Source organism: Roseovarius sp. EC-HK134 (assembly GCF_902498815.1).
GTDB lineage: Bacteria > Pseudomonadota > Alphaproteobacteria > Rhodobacterales > Rhodobacteraceae > Roseovarius > Roseovarius mucosus_A.
Genome location: NZ_LR701544.1, coordinates 966,785 through 992,304, shown reverse-complemented (window position 1 = coordinate 992,304; position 25,520 = coordinate 966,785). Strand labels below are relative to the sequence as shown.

30 protein-coding genes are annotated in these 25,520 nt (G+C 58.5%); 9 read left to right on the top strand and 21 right to left on the bottom strand.

Annotation, left to right across the window (positions count from 1 at the left end):
• Window positions 1-9: 9 nt before the first annotated feature.
• The 9 genes from GC127_RS08645 to GC127_RS08605 all read right to left on the bottom strand — a co-directional run bounded on the left by GC127_RS08645 (window position 10) and on the right by GC127_RS08605 (window position 7,762).
• Window positions 10-1,068, bottom strand: coding sequence for a c-type cytochrome (locus tag GC127_RS08645; protein WP_151977594.1), 1,059 nt, complete (start codon window positions 1,066-1,068; stop codon window positions 10-12).
• On the bottom strand, window positions 1,052-2,335 hold the full coding sequence (soxC, locus tag GC127_RS08640; protein WP_008282794.1) for a sulfite dehydrogenase: 1,284 nt from the start codon (window positions 2,333-2,335) through the stop codon (window positions 1,052-1,054). Before soxC ends, GC127_RS08645 begins: the two co-directional genes overlap by 17 nt.
• Before the next feature lie 26 nt (window positions 2,336-2,361).
• Window positions 2,362-4,059 (bottom strand): thiosulfohydrolase SoxB, encoded by a 1,698-nt coding sequence (soxB, locus tag GC127_RS08635; protein ID WP_151977592.1) that lies wholly within the window; start codon window positions 4,057-4,059, stop codon window positions 2,362-2,364.
• A gap of 99 nt (window positions 4,060-4,158) precedes the next feature.
• Window positions 4,159-5,016, bottom strand: a complete 858-nt coding sequence (gene soxA / locus GC127_RS08630) for a sulfur oxidation c-type cytochrome SoxA (RefSeq protein WP_081507220.1) — start codon at window positions 5,014-5,016, stop codon at window positions 4,159-4,161.
• 27 nt (window positions 5,017-5,043) lie between these two features.
• Window positions 5,044-5,373 (bottom strand): thiosulfate oxidation carrier complex protein SoxZ, encoded by a 330-nt coding sequence (gene soxZ, locus GC127_RS08625; protein ID WP_008282791.1) that lies wholly within the window; start codon window positions 5,371-5,373, stop codon window positions 5,044-5,046.
• A gap of 22 nt (window positions 5,374-5,395) precedes the next feature.
• Window positions 5,396-5,812 carry a thiosulfate oxidation carrier protein SoxY gene (soxY, locus tag GC127_RS08620; RefSeq protein WP_008282790.1) on the bottom strand — a complete coding sequence of 139 codons (417 nt, stop codon included), beginning with the start codon at window positions 5,810-5,812 and terminating at the stop codon, window positions 5,396-5,398.
• A 40-nt stretch (window positions 5,813-5,852) separates the two neighbouring features.
• A complete protein-coding gene (gene soxX, locus GC127_RS08615; RefSeq protein WP_037298674.1) occupies window positions 5,853-6,323 on the bottom strand; it encodes a sulfur oxidation c-type cytochrome SoxX in 471 nt (156 codons plus the stop codon).
• Window positions 6,324-6,430: 107 nt separating this feature from the next.
• Window positions 6,431-7,009 (bottom strand): thioredoxin family protein, encoded by a 579-nt coding sequence (locus GC127_RS08610; RefSeq protein ID WP_151977590.1) that lies wholly within the window; start codon window positions 7,007-7,009, stop codon window positions 6,431-6,433.
• A gap of 15 nt (window positions 7,010-7,024) precedes the next feature.
• On the bottom strand, window positions 7,025-7,762 hold the full coding sequence (locus GC127_RS08605; protein ID WP_008282787.1) for a cytochrome c biogenesis CcdA family protein: 738 nt from the start codon (window positions 7,760-7,762) through the stop codon (window positions 7,025-7,027).
• 85 nt (window positions 7,763-7,847) lie between these two features.
• Here GC127_RS08605 and GC127_RS08600 point away from each other — a divergent pair, with 85 nt between their 5' ends.
• Genes GC127_RS08600 through GC127_RS08590 form a run of 3 tightly spaced genes read left to right on the top strand, consistent with a single transcriptional unit; the run spans window position 7,848 to window position 9,646 of the window.
• The gene (locus GC127_RS08600; RefSeq protein WP_254700232.1) at window positions 7,848-8,210 is read left to right on the top strand and encodes a hypothetical protein; all 363 of its coding nucleotides are present in this window, start codon (window positions 7,848-7,850) and stop codon (window positions 8,208-8,210) included.
• A gap of 5 nt (window positions 8,211-8,215) precedes the next feature.
• The gene (locus GC127_RS08595; RefSeq protein WP_037298673.1) at window positions 8,216-8,557 is read left to right on the top strand and encodes a helix-turn-helix transcriptional regulator; all 342 of its coding nucleotides are present in this window, start codon (window positions 8,216-8,218) and stop codon (window positions 8,555-8,557) included.
• A gap of 42 nt (window positions 8,558-8,599) precedes the next feature.
• Entirely contained in the window at window positions 8,600-9,646 is a 1,047-nt protein-coding gene (locus GC127_RS08590; RefSeq protein ID WP_151977586.1) for a YeeE/YedE family protein, read from the top strand.
• Window positions 9,647-9,843: 197 nt separating this feature from the next.
• Here the strand turns inward: GC127_RS08590 and GC127_RS08585 are convergent, their stop codons facing one another.
• From GC127_RS08585 to GC127_RS08560, 6 genes are all read right to left on the bottom strand, one after another.
• Complete coding sequence (locus GC127_RS08585; protein WP_008282783.1) at window positions 9,844-10,728, bottom strand: MBL fold metallo-hydrolase; 885 nt, start codon at window positions 10,726-10,728, stop codon at window positions 9,844-9,846.
• On the bottom strand, window positions 10,725-11,159 hold the full coding sequence (locus tag GC127_RS08580; protein ID WP_081507225.1) for a DUF6691 family protein: 435 nt from the start codon (window positions 11,157-11,159) through the stop codon (window positions 10,725-10,727). The genes GC127_RS08585 and GC127_RS08580 overlap by 4 nt, the downstream gene beginning before the upstream one ends.
• A gap of 3 nt (window positions 11,160-11,162) precedes the next feature.
• Window positions 11,163-11,603, bottom strand: a complete 441-nt coding sequence (locus GC127_RS08575) for a YeeE/YedE family protein (protein WP_151977584.1) — start codon at window positions 11,601-11,603, stop codon at window positions 11,163-11,165.
• 140 nt (window positions 11,604-11,743) lie between these two features.
• Window positions 11,744-13,234, bottom strand: coding sequence for a tripartite tricarboxylate transporter permease (locus GC127_RS08570; protein WP_008282780.1), 1,491 nt, complete (start codon window positions 13,232-13,234; stop codon window positions 11,744-11,746).
• Window positions 13,231-13,722, bottom strand: coding sequence for a tripartite tricarboxylate transporter TctB family protein (locus GC127_RS08565; protein WP_151977582.1), 492 nt, complete (start codon window positions 13,720-13,722; stop codon window positions 13,231-13,233). The genes GC127_RS08570 and GC127_RS08565 overlap by 4 nt, the downstream gene beginning before the upstream one ends.
• A gap of 76 nt (window positions 13,723-13,798) precedes the next feature.
• The gene (locus GC127_RS08560; RefSeq protein ID WP_081508596.1) at window positions 13,799-14,776 is read right to left on the bottom strand and encodes a tripartite tricarboxylate transporter substrate binding protein; all 978 of its coding nucleotides are present in this window, start codon (window positions 14,774-14,776) and stop codon (window positions 13,799-13,801) included.
• Window positions 14,777-14,924: 148 nt separating this feature from the next.
• On the opposite strand from GC127_RS08560, the gene GC127_RS08555 reads away from it, so the two are divergent.
• Window positions 14,925-15,833 (top strand): LysR family transcriptional regulator, encoded by a 909-nt coding sequence (locus tag GC127_RS08555; protein WP_008282777.1) that lies wholly within the window; start codon window positions 14,925-14,927, stop codon window positions 15,831-15,833.
• Window positions 15,830-16,573: a sulfite exporter TauE/SafE family protein gene (locus tag GC127_RS08550; protein ID WP_081507229.1), complete on the top strand. Its 744-nt coding sequence runs from the start codon at window positions 15,830-15,832 to the stop codon at window positions 16,571-16,573. The genes GC127_RS08555 and GC127_RS08550 overlap by 4 nt, the downstream gene beginning before the upstream one ends.
• Here the strand turns inward: GC127_RS08550 and GC127_RS08545 are convergent.
• From GC127_RS08545 to GC127_RS08520, 6 genes are read right to left on the bottom strand one after another with little or no spacing between them, the layout of a single operon-like run.
• Window positions 16,570-17,241 (bottom strand): fumarate hydratase C-terminal domain-containing protein, encoded by a 672-nt coding sequence (locus tag GC127_RS08545; protein ID WP_151977580.1) that lies wholly within the window; start codon window positions 17,239-17,241, stop codon window positions 16,570-16,572. The two genes, GC127_RS08550 and GC127_RS08545, sit on opposite strands and share 4 nt — an antisense overlap.
• Complete coding sequence (locus GC127_RS08540) at window positions 17,238-18,197, bottom strand: fumarate hydratase (RefSeq protein WP_151977578.1); 960 nt, start codon at window positions 18,195-18,197, stop codon at window positions 17,238-17,240. Before GC127_RS08540 ends, GC127_RS08545 begins: the two co-directional genes overlap by 4 nt.
• Window positions 18,194-19,948 (bottom strand): L-aspartate oxidase, encoded by a 1,755-nt coding sequence (locus tag GC127_RS08535; protein ID WP_151977576.1) that lies wholly within the window; start codon window positions 19,946-19,948, stop codon window positions 18,194-18,196. Before GC127_RS08535 ends, GC127_RS08540 begins: the two co-directional genes overlap by 4 nt.
• Entirely contained in the window at window positions 19,948-20,289 is a 342-nt protein-coding gene (sdhC, locus tag GC127_RS08530) for a succinate dehydrogenase, cytochrome b556 subunit (RefSeq protein WP_008282772.1), read from the bottom strand. Before sdhC ends, GC127_RS08535 begins: the two co-directional genes overlap by 1 nt.
• Window positions 20,286-20,618, bottom strand: coding sequence for a succinate dehydrogenase (locus tag GC127_RS08525; protein ID WP_151977574.1), 333 nt, complete (start codon window positions 20,616-20,618; stop codon window positions 20,286-20,288). Before GC127_RS08525 ends, sdhC begins: the two co-directional genes overlap by 4 nt.
• The gene (locus tag GC127_RS08520) at window positions 20,611-21,327 is read right to left on the bottom strand and encodes a succinate dehydrogenase/fumarate reductase iron-sulfur subunit (protein ID WP_151979675.1); all 717 of its coding nucleotides are present in this window, start codon (window positions 21,325-21,327) and stop codon (window positions 20,611-20,613) included. Before GC127_RS08520 ends, GC127_RS08525 begins: the two co-directional genes overlap by 8 nt.
• 281 nt (window positions 21,328-21,608) lie before the next feature.
• Here GC127_RS08520 and GC127_RS08515 point away from each other — a divergent pair, with 281 nt between their 5' ends.
• From GC127_RS08515 to GC127_RS08500, 4 genes are read left to right on the top strand one after another with little or no spacing between them, the layout of a single operon-like run.
• The gene (locus GC127_RS08515; RefSeq protein ID WP_008282769.1) at window positions 21,609-23,024 is read left to right on the top strand and encodes a circularly permuted type 2 ATP-grasp protein; all 1,416 of its coding nucleotides are present in this window, start codon (window positions 21,609-21,611) and stop codon (window positions 23,022-23,024) included.
• Between the two features lie 3 nt (window positions 23,025-23,027).
• On the top strand, window positions 23,028-23,969 hold the full coding sequence (locus GC127_RS08510) for an alpha-E domain-containing protein (RefSeq protein ID WP_037298668.1): 942 nt from the start codon (window positions 23,028-23,030) through the stop codon (window positions 23,967-23,969).
• A gap of 3 nt (window positions 23,970-23,972) precedes the next feature.
• Window positions 23,973-24,773: a transglutaminase family protein gene (locus GC127_RS08505; protein ID WP_008282767.1), complete on the top strand. Its 801-nt coding sequence runs from the start codon at window positions 23,973-23,975 to the stop codon at window positions 24,771-24,773.
• A 15-nt stretch (window positions 24,774-24,788) separates the two neighbouring features.
• A complete protein-coding gene (locus GC127_RS08500; protein ID WP_037298666.1) occupies window positions 24,789-25,520 on the top strand; it encodes a proteasome-type protease in 732 nt (243 codons plus the stop codon).

Genomic DNA, 25,520 nt, shown 5'->3' with positions numbered 1-25,520 from the left:
GGCCTCAGTCTACTTACTGAAACTTGAAAGATAAGCTGAAATTGCCGTGAGGTCCTCATCCTTTTTGAGGCCTGCAAAGCTCATCTTGGTGCCTTTCATAAAGCCACGTGGATTGGCGAGAAACGCGATCAGCGTTTCATCTGTCCAGATCAGGCCATCCGCCGCCATGGTTTGCAGCACGTCAGAGTATTTGAACCCTTCCACCGACCCCGCCGCACGCCCCATAACCCCGTTTAGCATCGGGCCAACGCGGTTGCTGGCACCTTCGCCAACCTGATGACAGGCGCTACATTTCTTAAAGACCTTTTCGCCGACAGCGATAAGGGCCGGATCAATTTCATCCACCTCGGCAGCGGCGGGGGCCGCCTCCTGTTCAGTGGTGGCCTCGGCCACGTCGACAGGCTCTGCTGCGCTCGCCTCTTCTGGGACGGACTGTTCGTCTGGCGTCACATCCAGAACGGTGGCGTGCATCGTGATTTCGACACTTTCCTTGCAGTTTTCCATGCAAGGATCACCGTGCCAGATCGCATATTCGGTCTCGGCGCGGTCATCGACGATGAAGCCGCCCGCGTTGGGCAATTCCACATCCATGAAATTCTCGTGGCTCAGCTCAAAGTCATCTTCCACAAGGTTGTTGGAGTAGAGGATATAGGCAACGATGGCATAGACCTCATCCGGTGTCAGGCTCTGCGCGTTGCCAAACGGCATGGAGCGGTTGACGTAGTCAAACACGGTCGAGAGATGGGGCCAGTACGAGCCCACCGTCTTGAGCGGGTCGTCACGGTCAAGCGTATCGGCACCACCAGCCAGTTTGGGCCAGTTGCCAATACCTTCAGCGAAATCGCCATGGCAGACCGCGCAATGCTCGCCAAAAACCTCGTCGCCGGTCCAGACGTCGCCCGATCCTTCGGGAAGACCGCGCCCGTCTGGCATGACCTTAACATCCCACGCCGCGATCTCTTCGGGCAGGGCGGGCCGCCCTAGGCCGTATTCACCCGCCCAGAGGGCAGTTGCCGTGGCGCTGAGAGCAAACCCTGTGACCAACGTAAACTTAAGAAACTTCGACATTTTCTGCCTCCCCATTGGGCCGCACCCACCATGTCTGAATACAGTTGTTGTGATAGACCGAGTTAAGGCCGCGCACCTCGCGCAGTTGCGCCTTGGTCGGCTGGATATATCCGGTCTCGTCCATCGCACGGCTCTGGAGCAGCATTTCTTCGCCGTCCCATGTTGTGTCGAGGTAGAAACGGGTCAGCGCCTTGGCCTCGCCCGGTTTGGCGAGACGGGCAGTTTCCCAGGTCTTGCCACCATCCTTGGACACGTCCACGCGCGTGATCGCACCATGACCGGACCAAGCAAGACCAGTGATCACGAGCGGGCCTTTGCCATGTTTGATCGGCGATTGCGGACTGGGCGAGGTGATGACCGATTTGGCATCCATCACCCAAGTCCACTTGCGGCTTGTGCCATCCTCGAGCGTGTCGGTGTATTTGCTGGTTTCTTCGCGGCTTTCGACAGCGGCGTCGGTCACTTCGATGCGACGCAACCATTTGACCCACATATTGCCTTCCCAGCCGGGTACGACAAGGCGAACGGGGTATCCATGTTCTTTGCGCAGCGCCTCGCCATTGGCCTTGAACGCAACAAGGCAGTCGCCAAGCGCTTTGGCCATGGGGATCGAACGGCCATTGGAAGACGCATCCGCGCCCTCGACATAAACCCATTTATCCTTGAGATCACCCGCCGCGTCCAATCCGGCCTCTTCCAGCAAGGTGCGCAGGGAGACGCCGGTGTATTCCATGTTGTGGATCATGCCATGGGTGAACTGTGCGCCGTTCAGTTGTGCGCCCGCCCATTCCATGCCGGTGTTGGCCGCACATTCGCAGAAGTAAACGTGGTTCTCGCGTGGGAACCGCTCAAGATCCTCGTAGGTAAAGACCAGCGGCGTATCAACAAGGCCGTTGATCATCAGGCGATAGTCCTCTTTCTTGAGGTCGATTGCGCCGGAATGGTGCCGCTCGAACGCGCAGCCCTGCGGTGTGATCGTTCCGTCGAGCGCGTGAATGGGGGTAAAATTGATCGAGCTGATCGGATCGGCGGTGAGCCACGGCACATTGCGCCGCACCACGTCCGCCTCATATTCAATGGGCAGGCCATAGGGCGTGGCATCAACCCCATCGCCAAGGCTGATGGCCCAATCCTGCACTTCGGTAATCAGTGGATCTGGGGTGGCGGCCTGTGCCGCACCCGCCGCGACGGCCCCAGCCGCCGCTGCCACGCCACCGCGCAAAAAGGCGCGCCGGGAGGTGGGTTTGCCTTTGAATGTCCCTGACATCTCAAATGCCTCCTTTCAGCAAGTCGTTACGCGCCAATCACTTGGACGCTGTTATTGGGGGCGACACTGACCGTGCCGAGTTTGCGAATGTGATTTTCGACCACGTCCCAGATTTCCGGGCCTTCGGTATTTTCATTGACCGAAGCCCAGCCAGCGACGACATAGGATTTCGCCGGATCAATCGCCTCGCCGGTCTTGAGCAAGGTCATATCGCTGATCCGGCTGCCCTGCGGCTGGTTGATGTCGATCCGGTATCCCATGCCACCGATGCGCACCATATCGCCGCCCTGCTGGTAATAGGGGTCGGGGTTGAAGATGTTGTCGGCCACGTCTTCGAGAATGACCTTGATGAATTCGCCGGTCATTTCAGAGCGATAGGCTTTGCCATAGGTCATTGAGGTGACGTTGAAGATATCCTCGCGGGTGATGTCCTGACCGGGGATCAGGCTTGGCCCCCAGCGAACACCGGGGGACATGGCGATATCGGCCTCACGCTCGGACAAAAGCGCGTCACAGATCAGATCATCCCACGTGCCGTTGAAATTGCCGCGCCGGTAGAGCAGGCTGTCGGTCTTGCCAATCACCTCGGTCAATTGATCGAGATAGGGCGCACGTTGTTCCTCGATGAGGGCGGCCACCTCTTTGTCAGGTTCGATGACATCCGAGAAGATCGGGATCAGCTTGTGGCGAAAGCCCATCATCCGGCCATCGCGCACATCAAGATCAACGCGGCTCACGAATTTGCCGTTGGAACCAGAGGCGACGATGATCGTCTCACCAACCAGAACGGGCTCTGGCAGGGCGTCATGGGTGTGGCCTGACAGGATCACGTCAATGCCGGTCACACGGCTTGCCATCTTCTTGTCCACGTCAAAACCATTGTGGCTAAGGCAAACAACGAGTTCAGCACCTTGGCCGCGCACCTCGTCCACCATGGCCTGCATATTCTCGTCGCGGATACCAAAGCTGTATTCCGGGAACATCCAGCCGGGGTTGGCAATGGGCATATAGGGAAAGGCCTGACCGATGACGGCGATCTTGACGCCACCCCGCTCAAAGAACTTGTAGGGTGGGAAGATCTCGACCGGCTCGTCCCATTCCGCGTCAAAGATGTTCTGTCCAAGCGCAGCAAAGGGCAGGCTTTCGACGATTTCCTGAACGCGGGCGGACCCAAGGGTGAATTCCCAGTGAAAGGTCATCGCGTCGGGCTTGAGCGCGTTCATGACATTGACCATGTCTTGGCCTGCTGTGTGGTAGCAGGTGTATGACCCATGCCATGTGTCGCCACCATCGAGTAGAATGGCATCAGGGCGGTCGGCGCGAATGGCATTGATCACGGTCGCCATCCGGTCCAGCCCGCCAACCTTGCCATAGGCCTGCGCAAGCGCGCTGAAATCGCCAGCGGACAGGGCATAATGCGAGGCGCTGCCATCGTCGATGCCATAGAGCTTGCGGAAGTCTGCGCCTGTAACATGCGGCACGGCCCCCTTGTTTCCACCCACGCCGATATTGATCGACGGCTCTCGGAAGTAGATCGGTTTGAGTTGGGCGTGAATGTCGGTGATGTGGATCAGGCTGACATTACCAAAGGTGTCGAATTGCAACAGTTGGTCCTGAGTGAGCGCCTGTTGAGCCGCCAGTTTCGCCCAATTGCCAAAGGAAGACGCTCCAAGAATGGCTGACGCCGCCATGCTTGTCTGAAGAAAATCACGCCGCGAGATCATGGTGGACCTTTCCAACTCCCGCACTTATCACATGCGGATTCTTGAATGTTTTTGGATATAGAAAACCCCGCCGACTGAAAGTCAGGCGGGGTATTCCGGTTAGTTTCGGATCGACGGGCCTTCGACCGACAGACCGTTGCCGCGCGACGCGACATAAAGCTCAAGCGCGATGAACTCGGGGCTGCCAACAGCAAAGGTTTCGCCGCGCGTGTCGCGGATACAGCCACGGAAGCGGTTTTGAACGCCGACCAACGCAGCATCCTTGAGGCGGTAAGCGGGGAAGGCGTTGATCTGACCCTGACTCAGGTGATCGGCCCGGATCATGTTGCCATAATTCTGCTCGTGACAATTGGCGCAAGACAGTTCGAGCTGACCGTAGCGGGTATAGTACATTTCCTTGCCCAGCTCCCAAGTCGCCTGAGCCGGGCCATCAATTGCAACGTTAACCGGCAATCCGCGCGAGACAGAGGCGAGCAGCGCGGTCATGTTGATCATCTCGGTCCCGCTGTATTTCCACTGTTCTGCGCCCATACGCTCGGTCCGGCAGCCGTTGACCTGCATTTCAAGCGTGCGCACTTCGCCAGCGGTCTCGTTCCACTTGGGATAGACGGCGCGTACGCCCTTCATGCTCTCGGCGGCATCACCATGACAGCTTGCGCAAGATTTGCCTTCGGTGCCTTCGGCGGTTTCCCACGCGGTCATCGCATTCTCAACAAAGATCATGCCGGGATTGTCGAAATCATCGGCTTGCATGGCGCGGGTTTCCGCTTCGCGGAAATGCCACCCTGACAAGACTTCATCAACACTGTCTGCAAGATGCGCAGGGGCTGCGGTGCGGGTGATAATCTCGATTTCTTCGTTCACGATCAGCGTGTCATCCACAGCTTCGGCAAAGGCCGCCCCTGCCAAGAGCGCCGTTGCGCCGATCAGACCGGTAATCCGTCCTGTTCTTTTCATTCTCGTCCCTCCCTTGACGATTGACCCTTACTTCAACTCGATTGGCTTGATGTCCTCGTAAACCGAGCCGTCGTCGTCGTACCAAGTGAACTTGAATTCACCGGCTTCGGGCACGATGGCCGCGAATTCGATGTAAGGGTTGGTCGAGATTGCGGGTTCCATCGTCACGTCGACGATGCTCTGTCCGTTGAACTCACAGGTGAACCGATTGATGATAGAGCGCGGAATGATATTGCCTTCTTTATCCTTGCGCTGACCGGATTCCATCGGGTGGCTGATCAAGGTCTTGATCGCAATCGCTTCGCCAGCGGCTGCGGATTTCGGGACCTTGACGCGGGGTGTGACGTCTTGTGCCATTCTGGTTTCTCCTACCTATGCCTCAGCCGCCGCAGCCGCCGATTGTAACCTTGACGTTGCTCGATGCCTTGGCAAAAGAGCCGTCGCTCATCTTGGCAATCGCCACCACGTCCTGCGTGCCTGCAAGACGAATGCGCGTGGACGCGGTTTGCGATGCGGCCAAGGGGCCGAATTTGAAGGTCGCAACACCGGGGGTCGGGTTGCCCATAGCCAGCACAAGGATTTCAACGGCACCTGGGGCCGCAACCTCGATCGGCACGGTATTGCCATTCTCGGCGATTTCGGGGGCGGTCAAGGTGATCCCGCTATCGGCAATAGCGGCGCCTCCGGTGAATTCGGCGATGCGATCCTCGCCTGCTGCGGTGGCGCGCATGGGCAAGCCAAAGGCGACAAAGGCGCCTGCCCCCATGATCATCACGTTGCGTCGTGTCAGTGTCATGTTTTCAAACTCCTGATCTTGGTCACGCTGTCTTGCGCGATTACTCTTTGAGGGTCACCAGATAAGCGACCACATCTTCAACTTGCTGTGCGGTGAGGAGGGGGCCGAATGTGCTGTCAGCCGCTTCGCCGGTAAAGGCGTTGCCCGGTCGCGTATACCCGTCCGTCCGATAGAAAGACGGCATCAGCGAGTCAGGGAACATCATCTTGGCGTTGGCCACGATGCCACGCAGTTCGGCTTCGCTCCACCGGGAACCCGTACCATCCAGCATGGGCCCGATTTCACCATGAAACGGAACGTCACTCATCTCGGTGATCTGATGACAGGCAACGCAATTGCCCAACGCTCGGTTGGCCAACACCTCACGGCCTGCAACCGGGTCACCGACCGTGCCGCTTAATGAGTCTGTTATGGCCCCATCGGTAAACTTGACATCCGTCGGCGCAACTTCGGCCGCTGACGCGCTCATTGTCGCGCATATCAGCGACACCGTGAGAATTGATCGTTTCATGCGTCCTCCCTAACACATTCAGATTTTTGTATATCATAGAACACAATAGCGCGCTCACACAACAATAAATTCGTATTCTTGAATTTAATGTGTTTCCGCGCGTGTTCTCACTGCGATTTCTCAGCCTCCCGTTCGGCGATGCGGCGTGCATGATAGCGTTGGAAATCTTCCTCAGTATCAAGCGCATAGCGCTTTTCTTGCACCCAAGTGAGCAGATCCAACGTGGTGCCTGGACCAAAGGCGCCGGGCATCATTGCCACCGCCGCCTGTGCCGCTGTCTGATCCTCTGCCACCTCTTCGGGCAGGAACAGAATCGACGGCGTAAAGAGCAGGCCCCATTTACGCGCCGCCTGTTTCTCGCTCAGCGACTCGCCATCGAAATCGATCACTTCCAGATCACCATGCAGGTTGAGCTGCACGACAAAGAAGTTCTCGCGAATGAAATCGGCAATCTCGGGGCGGGGAAACACCTCTTCGTGCATCTTGGTGCAGTAAATGCAGCCGCGCTGCTCGATCATCACCATCAGCCTTTTGCCCTCGGCGTTGGCATCCTCCAAATCCTCGCGCAGGTCCTTGAAGGTGTCACGCATCCAGTCGGTCTTGTGCAGGCCATCATCGCCCAATTCCGCCGCAGCGACCGGCAGAGAAAACAGGACGGCGGCCAGCAGAGTCAGAACTCGGTTCATCTTGGTCCTCCTCGATTAGATGTTTTGGAAGGCTGGGAATGTCTCCAGCATCCATTGGGCGATGTAATTGACGCTGTCGGTGGCAATGAGCGCGGCGAAGATGATCAGTAGCAGCCCCATCGCCTTTTCGACCTTGGGCAGGTGGCGGCGGAATTTCGAAGCAAAGCGCAGAAACGGCCCGATAAAAAGCGAGGCCACCATGAAGGGCGTGGTCATGGCCAGACCAAACACCAAGAGCAGCACCAGCCCTTTCATCGCCGTGGCCTCGGTGCTTGCAGTGAAAACCACGGCTGTCAGCACACCGCCCACACATGGCGTCCAACCTGCGGCAAAGGCAAAGCCAACCACATAGGCGCCAAGCACCGACATGTTCCGGGTATCGCCCGCATCCATCTGAAACACCCGGTTGAGAAAGCTGATGCGCAGCACGCCCAAAAAATGCAGCCCGAGGATCAGCACGACGAGCGCAGCAAAGAGGCGAAACTCGGTCTGAAAGCCGCGGAACGCCTGGCTGAGGCCAAAGGCGGCTGCCCCTAGCAAAACAAAGACAGTGATGATTCCCGCCGAGAACATGACCGATGCGGCAAAGGCACGGCGGCGCACACCCGGGGCAAGACGGCCCTCGGCGCTGATCTCTGACATCGACGCTCCGGCCATGTAGCTGAGGTAAAATGGGACGATGGGCAGCACACAGGGCGAGAAAAAGACGATCAATCCCCCGACAAAGGCGCTGAGCAGAGAGACATCGAACATGGGGAATCCTTAGACGGGTTGATCCGCAAACATATTCAAACTATCATATGTTTTAGTCTGTCCGTCAATCGGAACACCGATGCGTATGCTTGCTACCTTTCTCGTCAGCCTTTTTCTGGCATTCGGCCTGATGGGTCCGCTCTTGGCGGCAGAACTGGTCATGGTCGAGCGGCATGGCTGCCATTGGTGCGAGCGGTGGAATGCCGAGATTGGCCCGGCCTATCCCAAAACCATCGAGGGCACACGCGCGCCCTTGCGTCGGGTGCAGATCAACGCGCTGCCCGAAGATATCGCCTTTTCCAGTCGCCCCATTTTTACCCCAACTTTTGTTCTGGTCGAGGACGGTCAGGAACTGGGCCGGATCGAAGGCTATGCGGGCGATGAATTCTTTTGGTTTCTGCTGACACAGCTTTTGGATGCGCATCCCGGCGCAACCAAAGCGCCGTGATTCCGATGCTACGCCGCGCTCCTCCTCCGCAACTGGATGTGTCGAACGAAAGCGTCGATGCGATGCTCGATCTGGCGCATACGGCGGCAGAGTTTCTCAAGGCAATCAGCCATGAGGGGCGGTTGATGATCCTGTGTCATCTCGCAACCGGTGAAAAGACAGTAACCGAACTTGAAGATCTGCTCTCGGCGCGACAGGCGGCCGTGTCACAACAGCTCTCACGCTTGCGCTTGGAAGGGTTGGTTACACCACGACGTGAAGGCAAAGCCATCTATTACCGTTTGACAGACCGGCGCGCGATACAGATGCTCGAAACTGTATACGATCTGTTTTGCAAGCAGCCGTGATTCACGCGCCGCGGCCTTGCCAGCGTCAAACGGAGGAGCATCATGCCCGGTGGCATTTCTGAACCCCTGATGATCCTGATATTCGGCTTTGCGGGCGGCATGATACTTGGGCTTGCGGCGCGCATCGGACGTTTCTGCACCTTGGGCGCGATTGAGGATCTGCTCTATCAGCAGAGCGATACGCGTCTGCGCATGTGGGGGCTGGCGATTGGGGTGGCGGGGATCACGGCCTTTGGGCTGGCTGGTCTGGGCCTCTTTGACATTTCAGCCAATGCCTATTGGATCACGCCTTGGTCGCCGCTGGCCAGTGTTTTGGGTGGGCTGCTCTTTGGCTATGGTATGTCGCTGGCTGGGAACTGCGGCTTTGGTGCGCTTGCGCGATTTGGCGGGGGTGATCTGCGGGCCTTTGTGATCGTGCTCGTGATGGGGATTTCAGCCTATGTGATGATGTCAGGCCCCTTTGCCCGGCTACGGATCATGGCGACAGAGGCGACAAGCCCTGCGTTTGAAAACCAGTCCTATGCGCAGATTCTGGGTGCGCTCACTGGGCTACCGATGATCTGGGTCGGATTGGCGATTTCAGCGCTGATATGCCTAGCGGCGCTTGCCTCACGCGACTTTTTACAGAACCGTCGGGCGCTCTTTTGGGGGGCGATGGTTGGGATTGCGGTCACATCGGGCTGGTTTGGCACCTCTTGGGTGGCCACGCATGGATTCATGCCGCAGCCGGTGCAAACGCATACATTCTCTGCGCCCCTCGGCGAGACTATCATCTTTCTGATGACCGCCAGCGGTGGTGGCCTCAGCTTTGGCGTGGCGTCGGTGTTTGGCGTGCTGGCCGGCGCGTTTTGCGGCAGCCTGATCAAAGGCCATTTCCGGTGGGAAGCCTGTGAGGACCCGAGGGAATTGCGGCGGCAGATGCTGGGCGCGGTCTGCATGGGCTTTGGCGCAGTGCTGGCCTTTGGTTGCACGGTCGGGCAGGGGATTTCCGCCTTTTCGGTGCTGTCCTTTAGCGCGCCGATCACCTTTGCCGCGATATTTGTGGGGGCGGCGATTGGCTTGCGCCAGCTCATCACCGGCTTTGCCTGATCGCCCCCACGGAATAGGGCACACGAGAGTGAAAGGCGCGGCTGGTGCCAAATACCCCACAGGGACGGATCGAGGCATACAGCCTCGCAAGATGCGCCTAGGCCAGAGATTGTGGCATAAGCATGATCACTGCCGCTAGACCGTCGTTGGTTAGCATGATCCGAGCATAGCGCCCCCTGCCCTGCCTTGGCGTCGGCTCAGAGACGGTTAACAGGGAGCTTCAACATCGGGTTGCCCGCGCTATCACGGGGCAATTCGCCCGCGCGCATGTTGACCTGCAAAGACGGCAATATCAGCCGGGGCATGGCAAGCTGTGCGTCGCGCTCTGTGCGGAACTTCACAAAGTCTTCACGGGTCTTGCCGCCGCCTACATGGATGTTATGCGCCCTTTCCGCCCCGACGGTGGTTTCCCACTGAATATCGCGGCCGTTTGGGCCGTAATCGTGGCACATGAAAAGACGCATGTCGTCGGGCAGGCGTAGAACCCTTTGGATGCTGTCATAGAGCTCACCCGCATCACCGCCGGGGAAATCCGCCCGCGCAGACCCACCATCAGGCATGAAGAGCGTGTCGCCAACAAAGGCGGCATCGCCCATCACATGCACCATGCAGGCGGGCGTGTGGCCGGGCGTGTGGATCGCAAGGCAGTTCATTTGGCCTACCTTATAGGTGTCACCATCTTTGAACAAAGCATCGAACTGGCTGCCATCACGCTGAAACTCGGTGCCTTCGTTGAATATTTTGCCAAAAGTGTCCTGAACCACCAGAATCTTTTCACCAATTCCAATCTTGCCGCCCAGCTTCTGCTGAATATACGGCGCTGCCGAAAGATGATCGGCGTGGACATGGGTCTCGATGATCCATTCAAGCGTCAGGCCGTGATCCATAACATGGGCAATCATTGCATCGGCATGGGCATAGGTGATCCGCCCTGCTGCCATGTCGATATCCATCACGCTATCAATCACGGCACAGGCGCGCGATTCGGGGTCCTTAACCACATAGCTGATCGTATTCGTGGCCTCGTCAAAGAATGCTTTGACCTCTGGCTTGACGCCCATGTTCACGGGATAGTCGGTCATGCCGTTATCCTTTTGTCTGACTGTTTCGTTTGAATCATATTCGCCACCCAGATCCCGGACAAGAGCGCGGCTACAAAGGCCAGCACCTCGTATTTGCCAGAGCCAAGCGCCGGAATAGCCGCGCCGGGGCAAAACCCGGCGATGCCCCAGCCAAGGCCAAAGACCGCTGACCCCCCAATCAGACGGGTATCAATGACCGTCTTGGTGGGCAGCTTGAACTTTGGCTCGAGGATTGGCTTGGGGCGTCCGAGCACCACGCGGTAACCGACAAAGGTGGTAAGCAGCGCACCACCCATCACAAAGATCAAGCTTGGGTCCCATGTCCCGGCGATGTCAAAGAAGTTGAGCACCTTAGCCGGATTGATCATGCCAGAGATGGCAATTCCCACGCCAAAAACAAGACCGACAAACAAGGCTGACAGAATGCGCATGGCTCAGGCTCCAATCACGTGACGCAGGACATAGACAGTCGCAAAGGCCACGACCATAAAGGTCAGCGTGGCTACGAATGACCGAGGCGAAAGCCGCGCAAGGCCGCAAACCCCATGACCCGAGGTGCAGCCAGACCCAAAGGTCACGCCGATGCCCACGATGAAGCCCCCAATCAAGATCATCGGCAGACTAATCGGCACCTCGACTGCGGGCATCTGCCCGGTCAGCCCCAGCATCAAAAGCGGTCCGGCGATCATGCCTACAACCATCGCCGCGCGCCAGATTTTATCGCCCGGCACCCCGCCGGTAATCAATCCCGACAGAATGCCAGTGGCCCCCATGATCCGACCTTGAAAAAACATCAGCAACACGGCTGACAAGCCGATCAACACACCGCCCGCGAATGACATTAGCGGGGTAAATTCAGTTTCGGTGCCTGTCATCTCTTTTCCTCTCTGGTCACGGCAAAACACCCGTCAGGGTGCCTGTGACGATTATATAAGATTTTTTGAATATAATAAAGGAAGTCACGGTTTCGCAGCCCCAAAGGAGCTGGTCACGAAAATTTCACCTTACTCCGCGCTCAACCTTTGTCTCGTGCCTTGTCAAGCGTGCCGCGTGCAATCGCCACGACCGCGATCAGGGTCAAAGTCCAGAAGAACCAGGTAATCGGCCCACGCAACAACACATCTGGCGAACCGCCTGACATCAGCATCGCTTTGCGGAAATTATCCTCGAGAAGCGGGCCAAGGATGAAGGCGATCAAGAACGGGGCGGCGGGTATGTGGTACCGGGACAAGACAAAGCCAACCCAACCCATCACGAACATGACGCCGACATCGAAGATGTTGTTGTTAACCGCAAAGACCCCGTAGATGCAAAGCACAAGGACGATGGGCATCAGGATACGCTTGGGGATGTCGGCCACGGGTTTGAACCCACGAATTGCCAAACCTCCGACGATCAAAAGCAAGCCTGAGGAAAAGATGAGGCCGATGAAAAGACCATAGATGATATCCACGTTCATCACGAACATCATTGGCCCCGGCTGCAAGCCATGCACCATAAAGGCACCGATGATGATGGCGGTGATGACATCGCCGGGCACACCCAAGGCCAGAAGCGGAATCAGCGTGGCGCCAGCGACACCATTGTTGCCCGCCTCAGACGCGGCGACACCCTCTATTTCGCCTTTTCCAAAATTGGCCTTGTTGGGGGATTTGCGGCGCGCCTCTGAATAGCTGAGAAAGGCCGCAGGGGCCGCGCCGATACCTGGGATCGCGCCGAGAAACACACCGATAAAACTGCCCCGCACGATAGAGCGGAAACACCGCCGATACTCGGCGAATGTAACCCATTTACTGCCCAGTGTCTGCACCTTGCCCATATGCCCGGTGGGGTGCCAAACCATGTTGATGACTTCTGGAATGGCAAAGAGACCGATCAGCACGGCGATAAAGTTCAGACCGCCCATGAGGTTGGGATCGCCGAAAGTAAAGCGATTGGTGCCATAAACGAGGTCAAGCCCAATGGTGGCCAAAAGCAGGCCCAAGAGCGCAGAGAGAGCGCCACGCAAGAGGCTCTCGCCCGACACGCCCGCGATAATTGTGAGCGAGAAGAGGATGAGTGCAAAGAACTCTGGCGGACCAAAGCTGAGCGCAAAAGACGCAAGCCAACCCGCAAAAAGGATCAAGGCCAGGTTCGAGATCACGTCTGCCGTGCAGGAGGCCCAAAGCGCCATGCCCAGCGCGCGCCCCGCTTCGCCACGTGCCGCCATCGGATGCCCGTCGAGCACCGTAGCCGAAGATGCAGGCGTGCCGGGCGTCTTGATCAGGATGGCAGGGATTGAACCGCCAAAGATACCGCCCTTGTAAACACCCAAAAGCAAAAGGATGCCATTGATAGGCTGCATCGGAAAAGTAAAGGGCAAGGTGAGCGCCACCGCCATCGTCGCAGAAATCCCCGGAATTGCCCCACCGATGACCCCGATAACGATCCCGATCGCCAAGGACACAAGCGCGTCTACATTTCCGACCAATGCGAGGCCAGCCATTAAATTGTCGATCACGCTCATGGCAGCCTCACAAATTCACCCTGCGGGATCGCGACACCGGCGACATGGGCGAAGAACCCATAGAGCAGAAGTGGCACCGCCACAGCGCAAATCAACGCCGTTTTCGGATGACGTGTCTTCACCAAAAAGGCGAGCGATGCAAAGGCCAGCATCGACGCCCAGACCATACCGATGCGCGGCAAAAGCCAGAAGGTGACAGCCATCAAGACCGCCATGCCCGCCAACCGCATCAGCCCAGCGCGCGGGTCTTCGATCGGGTCATTGGCCGGCGTGCCGTCAGCATCCTCCTTGCGGCCAGCAAAGAGCATGCCCAGCCCAACCAGCCCTGTCAGACCGGCGATGGCGTAGGGCCAAAACCGGGGCGACAGCACGATGTTGCGAATATTGCTCGGGGCAGAGATCCAATAGGGAATTGCATAGAGGATCAGAAAAACACAGGCCACACAGGCACCGATGCCCAGTTGCACCTGAATTGCGCGTTTGTTCACCCTGATCCTCCCCGATCAGTTTGCTAGCACTGAAAGGCCGGGCATCTCTGCGCCCGACCTATGCGTGCGCTATGCTTTAGCCCTCGATCCGCATGCCGAGCTTGTCGACCAGCGCACGAAAGGTTTCATACTGCGCCTGAATGAAAGCGTTGGCTTCTTCGGGACTCATGACATTGATGACCGAACCCATCGCGCTCATCTGGTCCACGAATTTCGCGTCTCCGGCTGCTGCGGCCATCCATTCACCCCATTTTGCCGCAACCTCGTCTGGCAAGTCATCCGGCCCAGCGATACCGGTCCACCCCACAAGCTGTGTCAGATCAGGCTTGCCCAAATCGACGGCTGTCGGTGCGTCAAAACCCGGGACCGGTTCCGCCGTCGTTACGAGGATCGGCTTCAACTGCCCATTGGCCACAAAATTGGCAAGCGCCGATGTGTTGGTGCAGATAAAGGTTACAGTGCCGTTGAGAACAGCCGTGGCCGCCTCACCACCGCCGCCTTGGGGAATGTGAATCGCCTTATCCAGCGGGTTCTCGACACCGAATTCATCCAGCACCATCACCGCCGCGAGATGCAGCATCGAACCCACGCCAGAAGAGCTATAGCTGGTGCCCTCGGATTCCGTCAGAGCGATGAGATCCTCAATGGTTTCGATGCCGGAATCAGGGCGCACGGCACAGGCGACGGGGTTGATTTCATACACCGTCACAAAGCGGAAATCATCGAGCGTGTAGGGCAGCGTGGCCTTCATCGCCGGATTGACCGTGTGCGAGCCGACGCGGGCAAAAAGCATGGTATAGCCATCCGCCTTGGCGTTTTGCACCGCAACCGATCCGGTGGCACCCCCTGCCCCCGTGATATTCGACATGACCAGCGGCTTGCCGACCACGGTGCCCAAGGGCTCTGCGATGGTGCGGGCCGAAATATCGGTCGCGCCGCCTGCGCCATAGGGAATGACCATGTTGATGGGGCGTTCGGGATATTCGGCCAACGCGGCAGTCGCCGTCAGCCCAAGCCCCATAGCGCACACCGCGCCCAACTGTCTCAGCTTCATGTTTTCCTCCTCCTCCTCTGTGGTGTCGGCGGCAGGCTTGTTCGCTGATTGCAACGCCGTCGTCTTTAGGTGTAACTTTAAGACACGCTTAATATAAGCAATATTCCGTTACAGGATGCGTTAACTAAACTTACGAAAGAGGCGGGACATGTCAATCCGGCGCTTGCGCACCCTGATTGCGGTGGATGACCACAAGACCTTTAGCGCTGCTGCCGAAGCGGTTTTTGTGACCCACGCCGCCGTCAGCCAACAAATGCGCAGCCTCGAGGAAGAATGGGGGGTTGTGCTTTTTGACCGCTCACGCCGGTCGCCGGAACTGACCCCGACGGGGCGTGCGTTGGTGGCGCGGGCGCGCGATATCGTGCGTGCCTACGATGCCATCGTGCCGTCGGTCTTGGGCGACGAAGGGTTTCGTGGCGAAATCTCGTTGGGGGCCGTTCCTATGACCCTGACGGGCCTGACCCCGCTGTCAGTGCGCTTGCTCAAGGAAAGCTATCCAGACCTGCATGTGCGTATCGTACCCGGGATGACCACCTCGCTCATCGCAGAGGTTGAACGCGGCGCGCTTGATGCGGCGGTGCTGTCACGGCAGGGCCCGTTACCCCCGGAAATCGACCATGCCGACATTGCGCAAGAGCCAATGGAACTGCTCGCCCCACAAGAGGCCAAGGGCGACGATGTGCGAGATCTTTTGCTCCGGTATCCGTTTATCCGGTTCAGCCGCGACGCTGTTGTCGGTGGGCTGATCGACGGTTGGCTGCGCGAGCACGGGATTCCCGTGTCGGTCACGATGGAGTTACAGGGACTCGAAGCGATTTCGAGCATGGTGCTTGCGGGTCTTGGCGTTTCCATCGTTCCTGCGCGCTGTGTGCGGGGGGTGCAACCGCTGCCGCTGCGCCGCGTGCCACTGCCTGAGGGCGCGCCCGTGCGCCAACTGACACTGGCCTATCGGCGCGACAATCCACGTATCCGCATCATTCAGGAAATCCACAAAGCCCTGTTGGGTGCGGTCGAGATCGGCATTTTCACCCCCTCCACAGGCGGACCAACGGGATGAACGCCGACGCCCTGCCCTATGTCATTGCGGGCGCAATGGCAGGCGGCTTCATCAACGGTCTTGCCGGGTTTGGCACAGCCCTTTTTGCGCTTGGCTTCTTTCTCGCCGTTCTGCCGCCCCTTCAAGCGGTGGCCATGTTGGTCGTGTTATCCGTGGTCACGGGCCTCCAAGGGCTTTGGGTCGTGCGCGCGGCCATAGGACAGAACAAGCGGCGGCTGGCGCGTTTTCTCATACCAGGATTGGCGGGCATCCCGATTGGTGTGACGATCCTCAGCGTGATTGACGCCAGCACGCTCAAGACCGTCGTGGCGGCGATGCTGCTGCTTTACGGTGGGTATTTCACTCTGCGTGCAAACCTTCCAACGTTCGAACGCGCCACGCCATTCTGGGATATGCTGGTGGGGTTCTTGGGCGGCATTCTAGGCGGTGCGGCCTCGCTCTCGGGGGCGCTGCCGATGATGTGGTGTACGCTGCGCCCTTGGCCACGGCATGAGACACGCGCCGTTCTTCAACCGTTCAACGTGGGTGTTCTCGCGGTAGCGACAGGGACGCTGGCACTCAAAGGTGCCTACACGCGCGAGACCTTGATCTATCTTGCGATTGCAATCCCGGCGGCGCTTTTGGCGGCGCAGATTGGGATAAGCGTGTTCAAACGACTAAGCGACACGGCCTTTCGGCGATTGCTGATCGTCATGACCTTTGTTTCGGGCGTGGTTTTGCTTTTGCGCGAGCTGATCTAACCAATCACCTCGTCAGAGCGATCATCCGTCTCGCCATAGCGCTTGAGCGTCGCGGGGCGCGTGCCTTCGTAGGCCCGTTCAAGGTTCTTGGCGATCTTGGCGTTCTCGCGTTCAAAAAGGCAGTTTCCGTCCAAATCAGACGCCACAATGAACGGCCCCATCTTGTTGCAGCGAATGACCCACATCGCCTGCGCCAATCCCAATTCATCCTGCCAGTGCACGGCCTCGACCTTTTCGATGCCACGACCTAACAGCGCCCCGGTGCCATAGCCCACGGTTGAAAGGTAAATCGCACCATTGGGTACGAAATAGGATTTGTAATCCTTCGACGACATGCCGCCTTTGCCGATAATCAGCTTGGCCCCTGTCTTGGCCATCCATTCCGGCAACCATTTGGCAAAGCGGAAAGAGGCGGTGGCTGTCACCGCCCCCATGTTGAACGATCCATCGGGGCGAATGGCGGCCGCAGGAGAGCAGTGGAAATTCGCTGCACTCTGGCTGGGCAGTTCCAGCGGGATATTCGCCTTTTGCTCCAATGCGCGCATGTAGACGCCTTCACGGGCCGTATAGAGCAACCCATCAAGATAAACGATATCGCCGAGGCGCAGTTCGGCCAGCGCCTCGGGCGTTGGGGTGGTGCTCAGGCGGATTTCGCGGGGCTTGGTCATTCTGCCGCCTCCTGTGCACTGCCCGGCCAATCCACGGTTTCGCGGCGCTGATAGGGGGTAAACCATTCGGGATCGGTGCGGTAGTGGACCCGCCCATCAGGATAGAGGCGCGCGACGGCCCGACGGGACGAGAGGCAAAAGGCATGCACCGACATCTGCATGCCTCCGGTATGGCAATAGCCCACCTCGATGTTGCAATTGATCACCATGTTCTTGCCGACAAACCCCATCGCGCCCATGCCGATGGAGTTGCCCAAATCCTTGAACTCGCGCTCTAACGCGGCGATCTTCGGGTCCGGGTTCTCACTGCCCACGACGCGCAGGCAGGCAGCGCGCTTGCCCAACACCATGCAGGTATCCTTGGACCCACCCAGCCCGATGCCGATAATCGCAGGCTGACAGGCCAGCCCCCGTTTGCCAAAGGCAACAAGACTGTCGAGATAAAACCGCTTGATCCCTTCGATCCCGTCAGACGGAAAGAGCATGCGGTAATCCGTGCCAAAGAGACCGCCTTTGTGCACCGTTATAAGATCAATCCAGTCGCCATCCGGCTCGTACGCGTACTCGATCTCAGGCGCGCCGATGCCAACATTATTGTTGTGATCCGTGCGCCAGAGGGGATGCACGCGATTGGGGCGCAGGGGCACGTCATAGGTGGCCTTGGCTGTCGCGCGGCGCAACGCGGATTCGAGCGCGACCGGCCCCCCCTCAATCCGGGCCTCGTTGCCCATCTTCACATACCAGCGCGGGCACCCCGTATCACCGCACATCGCGCGGCGGTCCTCCTTGGCGGCTTTGTAATTCTCAAGCATCGCTTGAAGAACGAAAGACGACAGATCACCATCCTCGGTCTCGGCTGCTGCTTGAAGGCCAGTCAAATAATCGTCTGGAATTTCGATCGCAGCCTTGTCCATCAGGCGCTCGGCGGTGTTCTGGATAAGGTCGATTGGGATCATTGCGCGGCCACCAATGTTTCGGGTTCGGTCTCGGGCAGGATTGTTTCGCCGGGGCGAATGATCGTGAATTGCACCGCATCACGGCGGACCGTCAGATCGCTGCCCTTCTGGGTGATCACGGTGAAATAGGACGCATCAAGATCACCCTCGTCCGGGAAATCCTCTCGGTAATGCGCGCCGCGCGAGTTTTCGCGCGCAAGGCCCGCCAGCGTAATCGCCTCGGACACGTCACAGAGTGAGCGCAGGTTTAGCCAATCGTGCCATGTAAGATTGAAGGCAAGATTATCGCCTGCGACGCCCACAGTCATCAGCGCATCGGAAATCTCGGCAACGCGGGTCAAACCACGCTCCATGCCCGCCGCTGTGCGCATCACGCCAACGTCTTCCCACATCGCCTCTTGCAGCGCGTGACGCAGGGGATGAACCGGCGCGGGCTGACGGCTGAGGGGATGCAAGGCGCGGTCAACCTCGGCCTGCAGCGCGTTGGGGCAGGGATCGCGCAGCGTGCCCATGGTGCGAATATCCGCGCCCATCACATCACCCGCGACACCGCCATAAACGGTGGAATTGGCCACGCCATTGCCCCCCAAACGGTTCGAGCCATGCGCGCCGCCGGCATCCTCGCCCGCCACATAGAGCCCTTCCATCGCGGTGCGGGTATCGGGATCGACCACCACGCCGCCCATGAAGTAATGCGCGGTTGGCACGACCTCGACCAAACCACCTGCCAGATCAAAGCCGCTGTCAGCGCAGCGTTTGACCATACCGGGGAATTTGGCGCGCACGTTGTCGGGGCCAAGATGCGCCATAGAGATAAAGACGCCACCATTCGCAGACGTATTGTTCTTGCGCATTTCGGCATAGATGGCGCGGCTGACGACATCGCGGGTCGCGCGCTCGCCCTTGGGGTCATAGTCGAACATAAAGCGGTTTTCGGCACCGTTCAGAAGCTGACCGCCCGCGCCGCGCAACCCCTCTTCCAGCACGGTGCCGGTCATCCGCGTGTGATCCCCCGCCAAGAGGCCGGTGGGATGAAACTGCACCATCTCCATATCGCGCAGTTCCAATCCTGCACGCAGCGCCATGGCGAGACCATCCATCGTCTTGTCGCCAGAAGGGGTGTTGTACTTGTACATCGTCGGCCCGCCACCCGTGGCCATAAGGACCGTCTTGGCGCGCACCAGGCGAAAGCCGCCCGTGCGCATGTCGATAAAGAGCACACCCGCCAAGGCGCTACCGTCGCGCGTAGGGATAAGACCAATGGCGCGATGTTCCTGCAGCTTTTCCACGGGGCGCGCCAGAACCTGCTCCATCAACCGGCTGATGATCTCGATGCCGGTCAGGTCGCCCTTGTGGACCGTGCGGTCGGCGGTCTGTCCAGCAAAGGCTTTTTGGTGCAGGCTACCATCGGGGTTGCGGTCAAAGAAGCAGCCGATTTCATTTTCCAACTCGTGGATGCGCACCACCGCCTGTTCGCAAAGTTTCCAGGCCATATCCTGATTGGGCAGCCATTTGCCGCCCTTTACGGTGTCCATGAAATGCCGCTCGACACTGTCGCCGCCACCCAGCGCCACGTTATAGCCACCCTGCACCATGCGCGTGCAGCCACATTTGCCAATGAGGCCCTTGACGGCAATGGTGATCCGCGTGCCTACAGGCGCCGATTGCTGCGCATGCAGCGCCGCAAAAAGCCCCGCACCGCCGGTGCCGATGATCAGAATATCGGTATCATGTCGGTCGATATGGGTCATCAGATCGCCCTCAGGAAAAACGTGCCGGACAGAAAGAGCGCCGCGCCAACCGCCCCCGCGGCCAGCGTTTTCTGGCGGTCGGACCATGGCAGGAATTCGAGCGCCATCAGGCGCAAGCCGCCGAACATATGAACAGCAAGCAGAAAGACGAGACCGAATTCGGCGATCTTGACCAGGGGATTTTCGGCAAAGGCGAGAAAGCCATCAAGTCGCGCAGGGGCGGTAATCGCCTGTGACAAAAGCCAGAAATGCGCAGGCAGAAAGAGCGCAAGCGCCAGACCAGAGATGCGGTGCAGCACAAAGGCAAACCAGAGTGGATGCGAGCGGGGCGGTTGCTTCATGGCAGCGTCACCGCAAATACCGCGCTCAGGCCAAGGGCAAGAAGGGCCGCACAGATGCCCCATGTCAGCATCCCAAGCGCGATGCCGCGCAGGCGCAGCCATTCGTGCGCAATGACACGCACACCAATCGCGGCATGGACGGAGACCGCAATGACAAAGGTGCCGTAAAACAGGAACCACAGGAGGCTGCCTTGGGTGCGGCCCAGAATTTCGGCCGTGCTGAGACCGCCTTGAATGGCATAGATCATCACGGCGATATGGCCCAGAACCAAGGGGGCCATCACCAAAGCGCTCAGGCGTTGCGCCATGTAGAGCCGCAGATCAAGCATCGCGCTTGCCCCGCAAGGCCGCCTTGACCGTTTCCCGCTTTAATCCCGCAATCGCGCGCATCGGGTTCAGCCCGTTGGGGCAATACTGCGCGCAACTGCCCATCGAGTGGCAGTTATGACAGCCGCCCTTGCCCGAGACCGCCGCCAGAATACTGGGCCGGTCTGCATCACGGCTGTCGTTGAGAAGGGTCCAGGCACGCTGCAATGCGGCGGGTCCCAGATAATCGGGGTTGCCTGCCACGGTGTCACATGCGGCATAGCAGATGCCGCAATTGATGCATTCAATGCCAAGATTGGCCTCTGCTCGGTCGGGGGCGTCAGGCTTGATCGGGTCAAACTCTTCCAGTCGTCCGCGTGTCGGGTGATGCCGCGCCTCTGCGGCCACCCATTTGTCAAAGAACGGGTCCATGTCTGTCGCCAAATCCTTGATCACCGGCAGGTTGCGCAACGGCGCAATATCCAGCTGCCCGCCGCTGGCAACGCGGCTGACATGGGTGCGGCAGGTCCAACGCGGCACTCCGTTGACCATCATGGCACAAGATCCGCACATTCCAACGCGGCAAGCAAAACGATAACTGAGCGTTGGGTCGGCCTCTTGCTGAATCCAACTCACCACATCAAGTACAGTCTGATTCTCCCGCGCCGGGACCTCAAAGTGCTCTTTTCTGGTGTCGTTTGCCGTGCCGCGCTGAACGGTGACGTGCAACATCTCGGGCGTTCGGGTCACGGTAACCTCTGGCTGATCTTTGGGGCTATGGGCTCTTTTATAATTATGAGTTTTACTAACAAAAAGGAATAAAATCTAATGTTTGTCGTAACAAAAGCTTACACAGATGACCTCAGGTAATTCTCTGGGCGCGGCGACAACTCTTTGCCAAAGCTTAAAATTTGTGCATGATTGAGGGATAAGCGGGCATGAAACCGCATTGGGACCCGTCTGTCGCAACAATTTCGATTGCACAGGCCCCCAGACAGGGAAAGCATGATCCTATGGATATGTTCGATGAAATGCAGGGGCAGAATGGGCAGATTCGTGGCCCCTATGCCAAGTTTGATGCCTGGCTGAGCGAGGAAGATGCCGCTCGCCTGCGTGCCAAAAGTCGTGAGGCGGAGGATCTTTTTCGCCTTACGGGGATTACGTTCAACGTCTATGGGCGGTCAGAGGCCGAAGAGCGTCTGATCCCCTTCGACATCATTCCACGCATCATTTCGGGACGGGAATGGCAGCGGCTGGAGCGCGGCATCGAGCAGCGGGTGCGCGCGATCAACGCCTTTTTGCATGACATCTACCACCGACAGGAAATCCTCCGGGCCGGGCGTTTGCCGCAAGAGATGATCTCAAACAACGTGGCGTTTCTTCCCCAAATGATCGGGATGATGCCGCCGGGGGGTGTCTATACCCATATCACCGGCATCGACCTTGTGCGCACCGGACCGGATGAGTTCTTTGTGCTTGAGGACAATGCGCGCACGCCGTCGGGTGTGAGCTATATGCTGGAAAACCGCGAAACCATGTTGCGGATGTTTCCAGAGCTGTTCTCTCGCAATCAGGTGCGCCCGGTATCGGATTATCCGCGCAACCTGCGGCGCTCGCTTGCGGCATCTGCTCCGGCGGCCTGTGAGGGCACACCGACAGTGGCGGTTCTGACCCCCGGCATTTTCAACTCGGCCTATTACGAACATGCCTTTCTGGCCGACAAAATGGGCGTCGAACTGGTCGAGGGGCATGACTTGCGGATCGTCGACGGGCGCGTCGCCATGCGCACAACACGCGGATATCAACCGATTGATGTGCTTTACCGCCGGGTGGATGATGACTTCCTCGACCCTCTCAACTTCAATCCCGAGAGCGCGCTTGGCGTGCCGGGGATCATGGATGTGTACCGCGCGGGCGGGATCACCATCGCAAATGCCCCCGGCACCGGCATTTCCGACGATAAAGCGATCTATAGCTACATGCCCGAGATCGTCGAATTCTATACAGGTGAGCGCCCCATCCTTCAAAACGTGCCAACATGGCGCTGCAACGAAAAAGAGAGCCTTGATTACGTTCTGGCGCATTTGTCAGAACTGGTGGTCAAAGAGGTGCATGGATCGGGCGGCTATGGCATGCTGATCGGCCCCGCAGCGAGCAAGAAGGAATTAAAAGAGTTTGAGCGCAAGCTGCGGGCGAGACCTGGCAATTACATCGCGCAACCTACGCTCAGCCTCTCGACCGTGCCGGTCTTTACCAAATCCGGGTTGGCCCCGAGGCATGTGGATTTACGGCCCTTTGTGCTGATGTCGCCCGAGGGGATAAACGTGACTCCCGGTGGGCTGACGCGGGTTGCGATGAAAAAGGGCTCGCTGGTTGTGAATTCGTCCCAAGGTGGCGGCACCAAGGACACTTGGGTGTTGGAGGACTGAGCCATGTTGGGGAAAACAGCCGGAGGGCTCTTTTGGATGGCGCGTCTGCTGGAGCGCGCCGAAAACACATCACGGATGATCGAGACCGGCCAACGCATCGCGCTTACGCGCGCGGGCAGTGGGGCTGACGATTGGCTGTCAGTTTTGCAAGCTGCGGCAGTGGCCTATGGCTATCAACAGAAACACACCGAAGTGTTGCCGGAATTGGCAATCGACTGGATGTTGCGCGATCCCGACAATCCCTCTTCTGTGATGGCGGTGGTCACGCAGGCGCGGCACAATGCACGGCTGGTACGTACGGCGCTGACATATGAAGCATGGGAGGCGGTCAATTCCTTTTGGATGCTGCTCAAAGAGGCGCTTGCCCGCAAAGTGGCAACCCGCGATCTACCCAAAGTTCTATCGCTGATCCGCGAACGCAACGCGCTGGTGCGTGGGGCCATCCTTGGGACCATGCTGCGCAATGAAATCTACGATTTCATTCGGATCGGCACCTTCATTGAACGCGCTGACAATACCGCGCGCATTCTCGACGTGAAATACTATGTGCTGCTGCCCTCAGCGGCGGCGGTCGGTTCGCGGCTCGACAATGTGCAATGGGACACGATCCTGCGCTCGGTCAGTGGTGAAGGTGGCTATCGCCTGACCATCGGCCCCGATGTGACGCCAATGGGCATCGCGCAGTTTCTGATTCTTGACAAACGTATGCCACGCAGCCTGAATTTCTGTTGTGGCAAGCTGCGCGATAACCTCAACTATCTGGCAACGGATTACGACCTGCGCCTGTCATGCCACCATCAGGCCGACACACTCTGCCGACGGTTCATGAGCCATGATGTCGCCGCGATCTTTGATTACGGCTTGCATGAATATGTGCAGGAGGTGCTTGGCCATCTGGGCAGGCTGAGCAAACAAATCGAAATCGACTACAGGTTTTACGGATAGCCCATGCACCTCGCCATCAAACACCTCACCCACTATTCATATTCCGCGCCAGTCCCATATGGCGTGCAACAGGTGCGGCTCTATCCCAAACCAACGCGCGGACAGCGGCTGGTGAATTGGTCCGTTACCGTAGAGGGCGCCACGCAGCAGGCGGAATTCATTGATCACCACCGCAATCACGTGGTGATGTTCACTTTTGAGTCCGATGTGACCGAGTTGACCATCCGCTCCGAGGGCGTGGTAGAGATGACTGACACCGCCGGAATTGTCGGCCCGCATGAGGGCATGGCACCTCTGTGGCTATTCCAGCGCCCCACTGAACACACCCGCGCCGGCAAAGGATGTCGGGAAATTCTGCGTCATATCGAGGGTGAGGGAGACTTGGCGCGACTGCATGATCTGTCCACACGGGTGCATTCGGCAATAGCGTATGAAACCGGTAAATCCGAGATTGCCTGGACGGCTGAGGATGCGCTTGCCGCAGGGCACGGCGTCTGTCAGGACCACGCGCATGTGTTCATCGCCTGCGCGCGTGCAATGGGTCTTCCGGCGCGGTATGTTTCAGGGTATCTGCGGATGGACGGTCAAGACGAACAGAGCGCGACCCATGCCTGGGCAGAGGCCCATGTAGAGGGTCTTGGATGGGTCGGGTTTGACGTATCCAACGCCATCTCGCCCGATACACGCTATGTGCGGGTGGCGACTGGGCTAGACTATACCGAGGCCGCGCCGATATCCGGGCATCGTTACGGGGCGGCGACCGAGAATATGGATGTGACGCTGCAGGTGACGCAGCAACAGTGACAGAGGGTTTAAGACGTGACCTATTGCGTGGGCCTGTGCCTTGATCGTGGCATCGTATTTATGTCCGACACGCGCACCAATGCCGGGCTTGATAATATCTCGACCTTCCGCAAGTTGCACACGTGGCAATTGCCCGGTGAACGCGCGATGGTGCTGTTGACAGCTGGAAATCTGGCCACCACCCAAGCGGTTGTCAGCCTGCTGGAAGAACGCACCAAGGCGCATGACGAGCGTGATCCAACCATCCTGTCGGTCCCGTCGATGTTCCAGGCCGCGCGTCTTGTTGCGGGCACGCTGCGCGATGTGATCGAAACCCACGCCAGCACCGGACAGCGCGCTGACAGTACCTTTAACGCGACGATGATCCTTGGCGGTCAGATCAAGGGCGGGCCGCCACGCCTGTTTTTGATATACCCCGAGGGCAATTTTATCGAAGCCAGCCGCGAGACGCCGTTCTTCCAGATCGGTGAAACCAAATATGGCCGCCCAATTCTGGTGCGCGCCTATGAGCCAAGCATGCGCTTTGCCGATGCAATGAAGCTGTTGCTCGTGAGCTTTGACTCGACCATCAAGGCCAATCTATCCGTTGGCTTGCCGCTCGACATGTGCATTTACGAGGCTGATAGTATGCGGCTGCCGTCGATCCATCGGATCGAGGCAGACGATCCTTATTTTCGCACGATCTCTGATGGCTGGGGCGACGCCCTCAAACTCGCGTTCGAGAGCCTGCCAAACCCCGAGATTTGA